The sequence below is a fragment of the Arthrobacter sp. 08Y14 genome, assembly GCF_002929455.1.
Classification (GTDB): domain Bacteria; phylum Actinomycetota; class Actinomycetes; order Actinomycetales; family Micrococcaceae; genus Arthrobacter_B; species Arthrobacter_B sunyaminii.
Map to the genome: position 1 here is coordinate 762,238 of NZ_PJIX01000001.1, position 12,527 is coordinate 774,764.

The 12,527-nt window shown below is 64.2% G+C and carries 13 protein-coding genes; 7 read left to right on the forward strand and 6 right to left on the reverse strand.

The window, feature by feature from the left end:
• Positions 1-62: 62 nt before the first annotated feature.
• Entirely contained in the window at positions 63-1,688 is a 1,626-nt protein-coding gene (locus CXR03_RS03555) for a DEAD/DEAH box helicase (protein ID WP_104101968.1), read from the reverse strand.
• Positions 1,689-2,009: 321 nt separating this feature from the next.
• Between CXR03_RS03555 and trmB the strand changes: the two genes are divergently transcribed.
• From trmB to CXR03_RS03590, 7 genes are all read left to right on the forward strand, one after another.
• Entirely contained in the window at positions 2,010-2,891 is an 882-nt protein-coding gene (gene trmB / locus CXR03_RS03560; RefSeq protein WP_104101970.1) for a tRNA (guanosine(46)-N7)-methyltransferase TrmB, read from the forward strand.
• 5 nt (positions 2,892-2,896) lie between these two features.
• The gene (locus CXR03_RS03565) at positions 2,897-3,898 is read left to right on the forward strand and encodes an NYN domain-containing protein (RefSeq protein ID WP_104101971.1); all 1,002 of its coding nucleotides are present in this window, start codon (positions 2,897-2,899) and stop codon (positions 3,896-3,898) included.
• Between the two features lie 113 nt (positions 3,899-4,011).
• Positions 4,012-4,686 (forward strand): bifunctional 2-polyprenyl-6-hydroxyphenol methylase/3-demethylubiquinol 3-O-methyltransferase UbiG, encoded by a 675-nt coding sequence (locus tag CXR03_RS03570; RefSeq protein WP_104102795.1) that lies wholly within the window; start codon positions 4,012-4,014, stop codon positions 4,684-4,686.
• A gap of 170 nt (positions 4,687-4,856) precedes the next feature.
• The gene (locus CXR03_RS03575) at positions 4,857-5,564 is read left to right on the forward strand and encodes a hypothetical protein (RefSeq protein WP_258073471.1); all 708 of its coding nucleotides are present in this window, start codon (positions 4,857-4,859) and stop codon (positions 5,562-5,564) included.
• The gene (locus CXR03_RS03580; RefSeq protein WP_104053135.1) at positions 5,557-5,868 is read left to right on the forward strand and encodes a transcriptional regulator; all 312 of its coding nucleotides are present in this window, start codon (positions 5,557-5,559) and stop codon (positions 5,866-5,868) included. The genes CXR03_RS03575 and CXR03_RS03580 overlap by 8 nt, the downstream gene beginning before the upstream one ends.
• Positions 5,865-6,836: an ABC transporter ATP-binding protein gene (locus CXR03_RS03585; RefSeq protein ID WP_258073472.1), complete on the forward strand. Its 972-nt coding sequence runs from the start codon at positions 5,865-5,867 to the stop codon at positions 6,834-6,836. The genes CXR03_RS03580 and CXR03_RS03585 overlap by 4 nt, the downstream gene beginning before the upstream one ends.
• The gene (locus CXR03_RS03590; RefSeq protein ID WP_104101973.1) at positions 6,833-7,606 is read left to right on the forward strand and encodes an ABC transporter; all 774 of its coding nucleotides are present in this window, start codon (positions 6,833-6,835) and stop codon (positions 7,604-7,606) included. Before CXR03_RS03585 ends, CXR03_RS03590 begins: the two co-directional genes overlap by 4 nt.
• A gap of 19 nt (positions 7,607-7,625) precedes the next feature.
• Here CXR03_RS03590 and CXR03_RS03595 read toward each other — a convergent pair whose 3' ends face one another.
• The 5 genes from CXR03_RS03595 to CXR03_RS03615 form a co-directional block, all read right to left on the reverse strand.
• Positions 7,626-8,135 (reverse strand): heat shock protein transcriptional repressor HspR, encoded by a 510-nt coding sequence (locus tag CXR03_RS03595; RefSeq protein WP_104101974.1) that lies wholly within the window; start codon positions 8,133-8,135, stop codon positions 7,626-7,628.
• 85 nt (positions 8,136-8,220) lie between these two features.
• Positions 8,221-9,216, reverse strand: coding sequence for a DnaJ C-terminal domain-containing protein (locus CXR03_RS03600; protein ID WP_104053139.1), 996 nt, complete (start codon positions 9,214-9,216; stop codon positions 8,221-8,223).
• Positions 9,217-9,335: 119 nt separating this feature from the next.
• Positions 9,336-9,947, reverse strand: a complete 612-nt coding sequence (locus CXR03_RS03605) for a nucleotide exchange factor GrpE (protein ID WP_104101976.1) — start codon at positions 9,945-9,947, stop codon at positions 9,336-9,338.
• Positions 9,948-9,949: 2 nt separating this feature from the next.
• Entirely contained in the window at positions 9,950-11,821 is a 1,872-nt protein-coding gene (gene dnaK / locus CXR03_RS03610; RefSeq protein ID WP_104053141.1) for a molecular chaperone DnaK, read from the reverse strand.
• A 126-nt stretch (positions 11,822-11,947) separates the two neighbouring features.
• Positions 11,948-12,454: a DUF3995 domain-containing protein gene (locus tag CXR03_RS03615; protein ID WP_104101977.1), complete on the reverse strand. Its 507-nt coding sequence runs from the start codon at positions 12,452-12,454 to the stop codon at positions 11,948-11,950.
• Positions 12,455-12,527: the final 73 nt, after the last annotated feature.

Sequence of the window (12,527 nt, forward strand, 5' to 3'; positions counted from 1 at the left end):
CACAGAAAAGGCGCCTGCCCCCCAAAGGGGAACAGGCGCCTTTTGCGCTTTAGTGCTGAACCCTAGCGGGAACGGCGCTCATTCGACGCCGGAGCCGTGGCGCGGCGGGGGCCGCCGCCTCGTGCGGGACGGCCGGCACCGGAGGGTGCCTGCGCACGCGGTCCGGAAGCCGAACGGCCTGCGCCTGCCGGAGCAACATCACCGGCGCGCTGGCCGGTGGCCGGACGGCGGTTGCGGCCCTGCGCAGTGGACGCAGCGGCAGCGCCGCGGCGTCCGTCCTGCGAGCGCTGGGCACGGGGAGCATCGGGAGTGAAATCGTTGCGGTCACGCTCGCTGCGTTCACTGCGTTCAGCCGAGACGCGTCCGCGTCCGCCGGATCCGCCCCGGCCGCCGGCACGCGGCGCGGTGGTGGAACGGGCGGCGCGCTTGCGCTGGGCATTGGCGCCGGTGGACCGGCCGCCGCCCTGCTGCGGAGACTTCGATGCCAGTTGGGCGGCGCGCACATGCGGCTCCACAACAGCGGCTCGGTCACCGATCAGCTTGGCGATGGACGGAGAATTGTGCGAAACCTTTTCGATGGAGACGTCAACGCCCGCAGCCTTCATCAGCTTGGACACTTCACTCTTCTGCTCCGGCAGCGTCAGCGTGACAACGGTTCCGGACGAACCGGCGCGTGCCGTACGGCCTGAACGGTGCAGGTACGCCTTGTGCTCCGTGGGGGGATCAATGTGGACGACCAGTTCCACGTCATCCACGTGGACGCCGCGGGCTGCGACATCGGTGGCAACCAGCACGCGCACGTCACCGGAGGAGAATTCCGCCAGGTTCCGGTCGCGGGCATTCTGGGACAGGTTGCCGTGCAGGTCAACGGTGGGAATTCCGCTGTCCGTCAGGAACTTGGCCATCTTCCGGGCGTGGTGCTTGGTGCGCATGAACATAATGCGGCGGCCCGAGCCGGAAGCCAGTTCCTTGACGAGCAGCTTCTTGGCCGTCTGGTCCTGAACCAGCAGCACGTGGTGCTCCATTGTGGACACAGCTGCCTGCGGCTCATCCACCGAGTGGGTCAGCGGGTTGGACAGGTAACGGCGGACGAGCTTGTCCACGCCGTTGTCCAGCGTGGCGGAGAACAGCATCCGCTGCCCCTTTTCGGGGGTGCGGTCCAGCAGCCGCTGGACTACCGGCAGGAATCCGAGATCAGCCATGTGGTCGGCTTCATCGAGCACAGTGATTTCAATGGATTCCAGGCTGATGACCTTCTGCTTCATCAGGTCTTCAAGCCGGCCGGGGCAGGCAATGACAATGTCAACGCCCGCCTTGAGCGCCTTTTCCTGGCGCTGCTGGGAAACGCCGCCGTAAATAACGGTGGTGGTCAGGCCCAGTTCCTTGGCGAGCGGCTCAATCACGTTGTTGATCTGCGTGGCCAGTTCGCGGGTGGGTGCCAGGACCAGGCCCAGCGGGCGGTTCGGCTTGCGGCGGTAGGCCGCTTCAGCCTCAGCCAGCCGGGTGACCAGCGGAAGTGAGAAAGCGAGGGTCTTACCGGAGCCGGTGCGGCCCCGGCCGAGCACGTCGCGGCCCTTGAGGGTATCGGGGAGGGTTTCAACCTGAATCGGGAATGCTTCGTCAATTCCTGAAGCGGAGAGGGAGGAAACCAGAGCCTTGGGTACACCAAGGGCAGCAAAAGTAGTCATTAAAAGACAAGCAACTTTCGGTAAGTGGCCCCAAAGCCGTATGGCACCGGGGTTCGCCGAAGAAAAGTCAGACAGTGTCCAGTGGCTCGGCCTTATGTGACCGGCGGGACAAAAGAAAGCGTTCATCGACGCAGGTTGCGCTGCTTACACACGCGGCTTTTAGGCGCGGCAGTCACAACAACTTCGTCCAGTTTACCGGTTTGTGCCCAGTTTCCTAATCGCCGCCCGCACGCAGGGTCCTGGAACTGTCCGGGGAGAGGCAATTGTGGACAGTTTCATGCCTGCAAACACGCCGCGGCGCAGCCGATAACATTAACAGTAATGACTACTGAACCAGCCCTGCCCGACGCCGGATCCCTGCACGCTGAAAGTCCGGCGGACGCAAGCACGCCGGACGAGACTTCAGACCCCCGGCACTTCCGCTCGCCGGTGTCCTTTGTCCGGCGCGGTTCCCGCCTCCAGGGCCGCCGCCAGCAGGCCTGGGATGAACTGTCGGACCGGTTTGTCATTGACGTTCCGCGTGCGGAAGCGGATACCTCAGTGGATCCCGATTACGTGTTCGACGCCGCCGCCGAGTTTGGACGCACCGCTCCCCTGGTGGTGGAAATCGGTTCCGGCCTGGGTGAAGCCGTGACTCATGCGGCTGAACAGAATCCGGACAAGAATTACCTCGCCGTGGAGGTCTACCTTCCCGGCCTGGCCCAGACCCTGCAGCGCATCGGCCAAAAAGAGCTCACCAACGTCCGCGTGGTCCAAGCCAATGCCCCCGAGGTCCTGACCACCATGCTCCCCGCCGGATCCGTGGATGAAGTCTGGGTGTTCTTCCCCGATCCCTGGCACAAGACCCGCCATCACAAGCGCCGCATGGTCAAGGATGAATTTGCCGAACTGGTTGCCCGCGTCCTGGTGCCGGGCGGCATCTGGCGGCTGGCCACCGACTGGTCCGACTACGCCGTGCAGATGCGTGAAGTCCTCGACGCGTCCGCCCGGTTTGTGAACCTGCACGACGGCGAGCAGGCCGGCGAGGACAGCCCGCTGACGCGCGTAAACCGGGAAGGCCTGGAAAAGAAGGCTCCGGTGGAGGACGTCGACACCCGGGGAGGGTGGGCGCCGCGGTTTGAGGGACGCACCCTGACCAGCTTCGAGAACAAGGCCCACCAAGCCGGCCGCCTGATCTTCGACCTGACCTACCGCAAGGCCTGATTCCCATGACTGAACCCAATGATGCCCGTGTCGGCCTCTACATCGACTTCGACAACATCGTCATTTCCCGCTACCAGCAGCTGCACGGCCGCAATGCCTTCCAGCGCGACGGCATCCGCAATTTCGACAAGTTCAGCCGTGACGCCGACCCCGATATCGCAGCAAAACTGACCTCCGCCACGGTCGATTTCAACGCCATCATCGACTTCGCTGCGTCCTTTGGCACGCTGGTGGTCAACCGTGCGTACGCCGACTGGTCGGTGCCCGTCAATGCCAGCTACCAGCGCCAGCTGATGTCCCGGGCGGTGGACCTCACCCAGCTGTTCACCACCACCACCCGCGGCACCAAGAACGGCGCGGACATCCGTCTTGCGGTGGACGTGGTGGAAGATCTCTTCCGGCTGCCGGACCTCACCCACGTTATTATCGTCGCCGGAGATTCGGACTACATTGCGCTCGCGCAGAAGTCGAAGCGGCTGGGCCGGTTCGTCGTGGGCATCGGCGTTGCCGGATCCACCAGCACGTCGCTGGCCGCCGCGTGTGACGAATTCGAAGACTACGATTCGCTGCCGGGCATCAATAAGGCCGCAGCGCCGGAGCGCGTCGATAAGGACCGGGTGCCCGAAGCGGCGCAGGCCCAACTGGATCCCGCCCCCGGCAAGGTCCACCAGCTCACCACGATCCCCATGTTCTCCGATGCCGGGGACACCCAGTTCAGTGATGAGCCGGAAACACACGAGGACATCGACCCGCAGACCATTGCCACCGAACTCCTCATCCGCGCCCTGCAGATCGGCCACGCGAAGGGCGACTCCGACGAGTGGCTCAACTCCGGGACCATCAAGAACCAGATGCGCCGGATGGACCCCTCCTTCAATGAGAAGCCGCTCGGTTACCGGTCCTTCACCGATTTCCTCGCTTCCCACAGCGACTTGGTGGAACTGGAGGAAAGCGGCCCGCAGCGCCTCATCCGCCTGCGCCCGGACGCCGGGAACACCGCAAGCTAGTTTCTCGCGGCGTCTGAGTATCTGGCGACGTCTGGCAAAGGGGTGGGCGGGCCGGTTTGCCAGGGCGGCAAAAGGACTTTGCCGCCTGTGTATTCCCGGTGCATGCTTCAGTAATGGAACATGGAAACCATCACGCTGCCTCCGAGCCGGTTGAGTCCGGCAACGTCACCCCGCAGACACCTGAGGAAACCAGCGACTTCTGGGACCGGCGCTACTCCGAAAGGCCCGCACTGTGGAGCGGGCAACCCAACGCCGCTCTGGTGAGCGAGGTCCGCGGGCTGAAGCCCGGAAGGGTTCTGGACGTAGGTTGCGGTGAAGGCGCCGACGCGGTGTGGCTGGCGGAGCAGGGTTGGGATGTCACGGCACTGGAGGTCTCCAACGTGGCGCTGGACCGGGCAGCCCGGCAGGCCGAACAGCGGGGCGTAACCGTGCACTGGCTGCACTCCGGCTTGGTGGAAGCCGCCCTCCCGCCCGCTTCCTTCGACCTGGTATCCGCCCAGTATCCGGCGTTGCTGCGCACCGACTCGAACGCGGCCGAACGTGCTTTGCTTCGTGCCGTGGCCCCCGGGGGCGTTCTCCTCCTGGTGCACCATCAGCTGCCGGCCGACGGGGACGCCGGGGCACACACCGCCGCGCTCCGGGACTACGTGGGACTCGCCGACGTGGCAGCCCTGCTGGACGAGAACTGGCAGATTGAGCTGGACGAGATCCGGCCCCGGAACGTTTCAGCCGGTGCAGGTGCCCACCACACCGAGGATGTTGTCCTGCGGGCGCGCCGCCTGCGCTGATCGCTGACGGTGTTCTTAGTTGGCTGTCGCGTTCTTAGTTGGCTGTCTGCGTTCTTATTTGTCTGCGTGCTTAATTGTTTTGGCGAACCTCTTGCCGCAGACCAGTTTGCGGCGCAAACTACTTTGCAACCGGTGACATTCGCTTCCCGCAAACTTGAGCGGAGAACTCCATGGCAAAGAAACCAGCCGGCCTGCGGGGCGGCAGCGGCCTCCAAGGCAACACCGTCCCAAACGCTGCCGTTCCCGACCAGCCCCTTGACCTCGCATCCGCCCTGCGCATTGTCGACGACGCCGAACGGTCCGTCCGGCGGCAACTGAACGGGAATGCCGCCCTGATCTACCTGCTGTGGGCGCTGGCATGGGTTGCGGGTTACGGGGCACTGCAGGGCAGCAGGGACGGGTGGCTGCCGATTCAACTCTCCAGCGCCCTCGCCGTGCTGGGAGCAGCCCTGGCCGCAGCCACCATCGCCACGGTCATCCTGTCGGTCCGCGGCGCCCGGGGACTTCGAGGCCCCACTTCTTTCCAAGCCGGCATGTACGGCGCCTCTTGGGCCCTGGGATTCCTCATCATGGGCATCCTCAGCGTCCTCATTGGCCGGGCAGTGGACGATTTCTGGGTCCGGGGCATGCTGATCAACTCCGTTGCCGTGTTGATCGTCGGCCTGCTTTACGTCACGGGCGGCACCACCTTCAATGATCAGCGTCAGTGCTACCTCGGACTATGGCTGCTGGTGGTGACCATCGCCGCCCTCCTCTCCGGACCCAACCACTTCCTGGCTGTGTTCCTGTACCTGGGATCAGCAGGGCTCCTGGCGGGGTCCGTCACCGAGTACCTCGCAACACGGCGCCGTCGCCCCGCTGCGGTGAACCATGCCTGAACTTGATCCGGTGATCCACGCCGAAGCACGGCTACGGGCGCTGACCATGCTCAACGAGGTGGGTGAGAGCAACCGCATCGCTTTTACCAAGCTGCGGGCAATGCTGGACATGACGGCAGGAAACCTGTCCACCCATCTGCGAAAGCTCGAAGATGCGGGCTACATCGTGGTCACCAAGACCATAGAAGGCCGTTCCCCCATCACGTATCTGGGGATCAGTCCGGAGGGGAAGCTGGCTTACGCCCAGTACCGGACAGCCCTTCAGGATTTGCTGGCCACACCACAACTATCGGAGGCACCGTGACTTCCATTCCCAGTTCAGCCATCCGGCCGGCCAGCCTCGCCGGCACGTCCGACGTGCTGGCGGCTGCCAGGGGCGTCACCAAAAGCTACGCCGGCAAACCCGCCCTCAGCGGCGTCAGCCTGGACATCCGGGCAGGGGAAGCCCTGGGATTGCTGGGTCCCAACGGAGCGGGAAAGTCCACCCTCCTGAATTTGCTGTGTGGAATCCGCACTCCGGACGCAGGAACGGTGGAACTGTTTGGCCGCAATCCCCGCGAGCCCGCCGCGCGGCGGCAACTGGGGACTACTCCTCAGGCAACGTCCGTGCCGCCTACTCTGCGCGTCCGGGAAACTGTGGACTTTGTTGCTGCCCACTACGAGCATCCGGTGCCGAGAACCCGGCTGCTCAAGGAATTCGGGCTCACGCATATCGCAGACAAACAGTGCGGCGGGCTCTCCGGCGGGCAGCAGCGGAGGCTGCTGGTGGCACTTGCGCTGGTGGGAAGGCCCCGGCTGGTCATCCTTGACGAGCCAACCACCGGCCTGGATGTTGAAGCGCGCGAAAACCTCTGGGAGCGTCTGGGCCAGTACCGCAGGGACGGCGGCACGCTGCTGGTGACCAGCCACTATTTGGAGGAGATTCAGGCCCTCTCGGGGCGGGTGACGGTTCTGAACAACGGGGAGGTTGTTGCTGACGGAACCGTGGACCAGGTCCGCAGCCGGGTCTCCGTCAGCAGAGTCTCTTTCCGTACCCACCTTCCGCCGTCGTTGTTCGAGTCCTTACCCGAAAGCGCGGGAGTCACCGCTGGCGGGGACAACGTCGTGACGGTGCTGAGCCGGGACTCGGATGCGACCGTCCGGCGCCTGGTCCGCGACAACATTCCGTTTTCCGGGCTCGAGGTCCACACGGCCAGTCTCGAAGAGGCGTTCCTGTCCCTGACCCACCTATCTGCCGGCCCCGAGACAAGAGCCCGGGAGGAGAAGCTATGAGCACCGCAACGCTGGTCCGCGCGCACACCAAGGCACAGGTTCTTGAGCAGCTGCGCATTCCCATTTCCGTTATTTCGTCGACGCTGTTCCCCACGCTGGCCCTGGTGTTTTTTGTCCTCCCGCAGCAGGCGGTGACTTCCAATCCCGTGGCCTCGCTCATCGCCGTCGCGCAACTGGCGCTCTTTGGGGTGATGAGTTCATTCCTGTTCAATTACGGCATTGGCGTTGCGGAGGACCGCGCCAATCCGTGGAGCAGCTATGTGCGGACGCTGCCCGCCGGCGCCGTACCGCCCACTGCGGCCCGCGCCCTGACCGCCATGTTGTTTGCCTTCTTTTCCCTGATCCCGGTGATGCTCGTGGGCATGTTCACCACTTCGGCACTGGAGGCCTTCACAACGGGGGCGCTGTCCTGGTGGCGGGTGCCGGCGGCCATGCTGGTATGGCTGGTGTGCGGCCTGCCGTTCCTGTTCCTGGGCCTGCTGATCGGTTACCTCTGCACTTCCAAGGTGGCCATCGCCGTCACGCAGGTGGTGTTTTTTCCGCTGGCCTTCGGCGGGGGGCTGATGCTTCCTCCGGACTTGTTCAGTCCGGGGCTCAACGCGCTGTCCCTGTTCCTGCCTACCCGGGCTGCCCGTGACCTGGCGGTGACGGTCTTCGCAGGGCAGCCGCTGAGCCCGTCCGCCATCCCCTGCCTCGTCGCCTGGACGCTGCTGCTGGGAACACTGGCGGTGTGGGCGAACCGCCGCGACCAGGGCCGGCGGTTTCGCTGAGGGCGGCCGGACAAAGCAGTCAGAGAGACTGAACGTAACCGCCGTCGTAGTCCACGGCGTCCTGTTTCCCGGCAGGAAGGGCCCGCAGCTTGCCGCGGCGCTGCACCAGGGAAGCGAGGCTGAGCTGTGTAGCGAAAGGCCGCGAAGCGGGCGGCCGCTGCCCGCGGGTCAGGGTCACGACGTCGCCGGCCAGTCCGGCAGCAAACACCCGGCTGCGGTCCGGGGTGCGCTGCTGGATGGAGTCCAGCTCCGCGGAAAGTTCATCGATGCGGGCGCGCAGCCCGGACACCTGGTTTTCCAGCTGCATGATGCGCTTGATGCCCTCCAGGGACACGCCCTCCTGGGAAAGCCGCTGAACCTCACGAAGCATGTCAATGTCATGCTGTGAATACCGCCGGGACCTTCCGGGAGCGCGGCTGGGGCAAACGATGCCCAGCCGGTCATACTGCCGCAGGGTCTGCGGATGCATATCCGCCAACTCCGCGGCAACGGAGATCACAAAGATAGGCGCGTTCACGTCTATGCCCATTGTTCCTCCTTGACAGCTGTTGACGTTAGTAACCATAGCCCGGTTCCGTTTCCGGAGCACCGGAAACCGAACCGTGTTTCGCGGGCTACAACCTGGCCTTGGAGGCTAGGCCGGCGCGCGGATCCTCGCCCTTTGTAGCCTCGGCGAAGGCCTCCACTGCGGCCTTGGCTTCCTTGTTGAGATGCGAAGGGACGGCGACGTCGATGGTTACCAGCAGGTCCCCGTTGCCCTTGGACGTTTGAACGCCACGGCCCTTGACCCGGAGGGTGCGCCCGGAGGGGGTGCCGGCAGGCACCTTGAGCTTCACTTTCTCCGCAGTCAGCGTGGGAACTTCGATCGTGGCACCCAGCGCAGCTTCGGGGAAGCTGACCGGCACATGGATGCGGATATTGTTTCCGTCGCGGACAAAGAAGTCGTGAGGGGTGACGTTCACGGTGACCATCAGATCGCCGTTTCCGGCGGCACCCGGTTGGCCCTTGCCGCGGACGCGGATCTTCTGGCCGTCCTTGACCCCGGCGGGAACACGGACTTCCACCACTTCGCCGCTGGGCTCGCGCAGCCCAATGACGGTGCCGTTGATGGAGCCTGCGAAGGAGATGGTGGTGCTCGCCGTGCGGTCCGCCCCCTTCTGCGGCTGCGCTGAGCCGAACCCGCCGCCAAACCCTCCGCCGCCAAACAGGTCGGCGAATTCCGGGGGAATGTTACTGCCGCCGGTGCTGTAGCTGGTGCGGCGGCTGCCGCCGGGACGTGCACCCTGGCCAAAGAGCCCGCCAAAGAGATCCTCGAAGCCGGCGCCTCCCGCGGGACCTGCGCCGCCGGGACCGCCCGCCGAGAAGCGTGCTCCGCTGCCCATGGCACGGATCGCGTCATACTGCTGGCGTTCCTCGGGGTCGGAGAGAACCGAATACGCTTCGGAGAGATCCTTGAACATCCGCTCGGCTGAGGGATCATCCTGGTTCTGGTCCGGATGGTACTTGCGCGCCAGCTTCCGATAGGCCTTCTTGATATCGGCTTCCGACGCGTCCTTGGGGACACCCAGAATCTTATAAAAATCCTTATCGACCCAATCCTGACTAGCCAATTGGCGTCCCCTTCCTCAATTTACTGCTCCTGCCCACACCCCGCGGGTTGCGGACCGGACGTTCACTGCTGAAAAAAAGGTGCCCAGAGCCGCCGTGAGACGGCCCCGGGCACCCCTGCCTACTGCTCCGGAACGGAGACGATAACCTGTGCCGCCCGCAGGACCCGGTCATTGGACTTGTAACCGGCCCGCAGAATCTGCGTCACTGTATCGAACTGGACGTCCGGGCTTTGCTGCTGGATCAGGGCTTCATGGATGTTGGGGTCAAATTCAACCCCCACCTCGTCAATCCGTCCCAGGCCGTACGTCTTCAGCGAATTTTCCAGCTTGTTGGCGATGGAGGCAAAAGGCCCCTCCGCCAAGTCGCCGTGCTGGCGTGCGGCGTCAATGTCATCCAGGACCGGCATCAGGGAGTTCAGCACTCCAATGACTGCCATCTCCCGGGCAACATCGCGGTCCCGCTCCACCCGCTTGCGGTAGTTGACGTATTCCGCCTGCAACCGCAGCAGGTCATTGCGCAGTTCCGCCGCTTCCGGTGATCCCGCGGCAGCGGGTTCCGGGGGGACATCGGCACTGTTGAGGATCTGCTCGGCCTGAGCCAGAGCATCGCCTTCAGCACCGTTGTCCGCAGCGGGAGCCTCACCGGAGGCCGCAGCTTCGGACTCCGCCGGCGATGTGCCGGCGGGATCCTGCTCGTCGCCGTTGTGCTTCTCGTTGTTTGCTTCAGTCATGATTACTTCTTGTCTTCGTCGTCGACAACCTCTGCGTCAACGATGTCTTCGTCACCTGCGGAGGATCCGCCGGCTGCACCTGCATCACCGGCGCCGGCACCGCCTGCGGCACCTTCAGACTGTGCCTGAGCGTAGATGGCTTCGCCCAGCTTGGTCTGCGAGGTCTGCAGCTTCTCGAACGCCGACTTCACTTCGTCGTCGTTCTCGGTGCCTTCGAGGGCCTTCTTCAGTGCGTCAACGTCGCCCTTGACCTCGGTCTTGACGTCTTCGGGCAGCTTGTCATCGTTGTCCGTGAGGAGCTTGTCCACGGAGTAGGCCAGCTGCTCGGCGGAGTTGCGGACGTCGGCAGCCTCGCGGCGCTTCTTGTCCTCCGCTGCGTGCTCTTCGGCTTCGCGGACCATGCGGTCGATGTCTTCCTTGGAGAGCGAAGAACCACCGGTGATCGTCATGGACTGCTCTGCGCCGGTGCCCTTGTCCTTGGCGGACACGTGCACAATGCCGTTGGCATCGATGTCGAAGGTGACCTCAACCTGCGGGACGCCGCGCGGAGCCGGAGCAATACCGGTCAGCTCGAACGTGCCCAGCGGCTTGTTGTCGCGGGTGAACTCGCGCTCGCCCTGGAAGACCTGGATGGCCACGGACGGCTGGTTGTCATCCGCCGTGGTGAAGGTCTCGCTGCGCTTGGTGGGGATGGCCGTGTTGCGCTCGATCAGCTTGGTCATCACACCGCCCTTGGTTTCAATGCCCAGGGACAGCGGGGTGACGTCGATCAGCAGAACGTCCTTGCGCTCACCCTTCAGGACACCGGCCTGCAGTGCGGCGCCAACGGCCACAACCTCATCCGGGTTCACGCCCTTGTTCGGCTCCTGGCCGCCGGCCAGTTCCTTCACGAGGTCGGTGACGGCCGGCATACGGGTGGAACCGCCGACGAGGATGATGTGGTCAATGTCGGAAACCTTGATGCCGGCTTCGGAGATGACGTCCTTGAACGGCTTCTTGGTGCGGTCCAGCAGATCCTTGGTCAGGTCCTGGAACTTGGCACGCGAGAGGTGCTCGTCCAGGTGGACCGGCCCCTCGGGAGTCACGGAGAGGTACTGCAGGGAGATGTTGGTGGAGGTGGCCGAAGAGAGTTCCTTCTTGGCCTGCTCCGCAGCTTCCTTCAGACGCTGGAGGGCAATCTTGTCCTTGGACAGGTCAGCACCCTTGGCCTTGGCCTGGCTCAGCAGGTAGTCAACGATGCGCTGGTCCCAGTCATCGCCGCCGAGCCGGTTGTCACCGGCGGTGGCGCGCACCTGGATGGTGGAGAAGTCATCTTCATCCTTGCCAACTTCCAGCAGGGAAACGTCGAACGTTCCGCCGCCGAGGTCGAAGACCAGGATGAGTTCATCTTCCTTGCCCTTGTCCAGGCCGTAGGCCAGAGCAGCCGCGGTGGGCTCGTTGACAATGCGCAGCACGTTCAGGCCGGCAATCTCGCCGGCTTCCTTGGTGGCCTGGCGCTCGGCATCGTTGAAGTACGCGGGAACGGTGATCACGGCGTCCGTGACCTTCTCACCCAGGTACGACTCGGCGTCGGACTTCAGCTTCTGGAGGATGCGGGCGGAGATTTCCTGGGCGGTGTACTTCTTGCCGTCAACGTCCACGCTCCAGTCGGTGCCCATGTGGCGCTTGACGGAGGAGATGGTGCGGTCAATGTTGTTGACGGCCTGGCGCTTGGCGATCTCGCCTACGAGAACCTCTCCGGACTTGGCGAAAGCAACAACGGACGGCGTGGTGCGGCCACCCTCTGCATTGGCGATAACGGTGGGCTCGCCACCTTCAAGGACGGAGACAACCGAGTTGGTGGTTCCAAGGTCAATACCTACTGCACGTGACATTTGCTTCCTCTTTCCGTGGAAAACGACGCCGTCGAGGGGCCTGAGCCTCCGCAACGCGTCTTGAGCGTTCTGCACTCAACTTTACTCACGCTCCGATCTTTGTCAATAAAGTTGAGTCTGATCGACTCAAGTTCTTCCATCGGGTGCCCCGGTCTTGACGTTCCGGCTCCGGGACAAAAGAAGGTACCCACAGAGGCATAGTCCCCAAAACAGGAACAGCGGATCCCATAGCCAGGCGTGGCCGGCCAGGGCGGGAAGGTTGTATCCGCCTGCCGGCACCACCCATCCGGCCAGCACCGCATTGCTGACTGCTGTGTTTATGCCGCCATACAGGATCAGCAATAGAGCCCCTGCCCAGCTCAGCCCGCGCCATAGTCCTGTGCAACCGATCCGGCCGTAGGCAACTGCCACCGGGATGACGGCGCCGCAGGCCTTGGCAAGGGCCACCAGCCCCAGTCCGAGTCCGGTCAGCAGCCGTGAATCCGAGGAGACCCGCAATGCGTCCCTGCCCACCGTGTCCAGCAGCCACTGCCCGCCAAGGGCCCAGTAACCGCTAAACGAGGCATGCGCCAATCCTGCGGCGCACGCCGTCCACACGCAGATTCGGGCGGCCTTCTCCCTTGACGATTCCATCTTTGCCTTCCGAGGTATCTCCCCAGGCAACGCCCGGCCGTTGGAGGCGGGTCCAGATGCCATCGTCCCGAAC

What these genes read in the sequence shown, in the direction of transcription:
- trmB (WP_104101970.1), top strand. Translation starts at nt 2,010, where the DNA reads ATGACTACTGAACCAGCCCTGCCCGACGCCGGATCCCTGCACGCTGAA.
- dnaK (WP_104053141.1), bottom strand. Translation starts at nt 11,821, where the DNA reads ATGTCACGTGCAGTAGGTATTGACCTTGGAACCACCAACTCGGTTGTC.
- CXR03_RS03605 (WP_104101976.1), bottom strand. Translation starts at nt 9,947, where the DNA reads ATGACTGAAGCAAACAACGAGAAGCACAACGGCGACGAGCAGGATCCC.
- CXR03_RS03580 (WP_104053135.1), top strand. Translation starts at nt 5,557, where the DNA reads ATGCCTGAACTTGATCCGGTGATCCACGCCGAAGCACGGCTACGGGCG.
- CXR03_RS03590 (WP_104101973.1), top strand. Translation starts at nt 6,833, where the DNA reads ATGAGCACCGCAACGCTGGTCCGCGCGCACACCAAGGCACAGGTTCTT.
- CXR03_RS03575 (WP_258073471.1), top strand. Translation starts at nt 4,857, where the DNA reads ATGGCAAAGAAACCAGCCGGCCTGCGGGGCGGCAGCGGCCTCCAAGGC.
- CXR03_RS03555 (WP_104101968.1), bottom strand. Translation starts at nt 1,688, where the DNA reads ATGACTACTTTTGCTGCCCTTGGTGTACCCAAGGCTCTGGTTTCCTCC.
- CXR03_RS03565 (WP_104101971.1), top strand. Translation starts at nt 2,897, where the DNA reads ATGACTGAACCCAATGATGCCCGTGTCGGCCTCTACATCGACTTCGAC.
- CXR03_RS03615 (WP_104101977.1), bottom strand. Translation starts at nt 12,454, where the DNA reads ATGGAATCGTCAAGGGAGAAGGCCGCCCGAATCTGCGTGTGGACGGCG.
- CXR03_RS03595 (WP_104101974.1), bottom strand. Translation starts at nt 8,135, where the DNA reads ATGGGCATAGACGTGAACGCGCCTATCTTTGTGATCTCCGTTGCCGCG.
- CXR03_RS03570 (WP_104102795.1), top strand. Translation starts at nt 4,012, where the DNA reads ATGGAACATGGAAACCATCACGCTGCCTCCGAGCCGGTTGAGTCCGGC.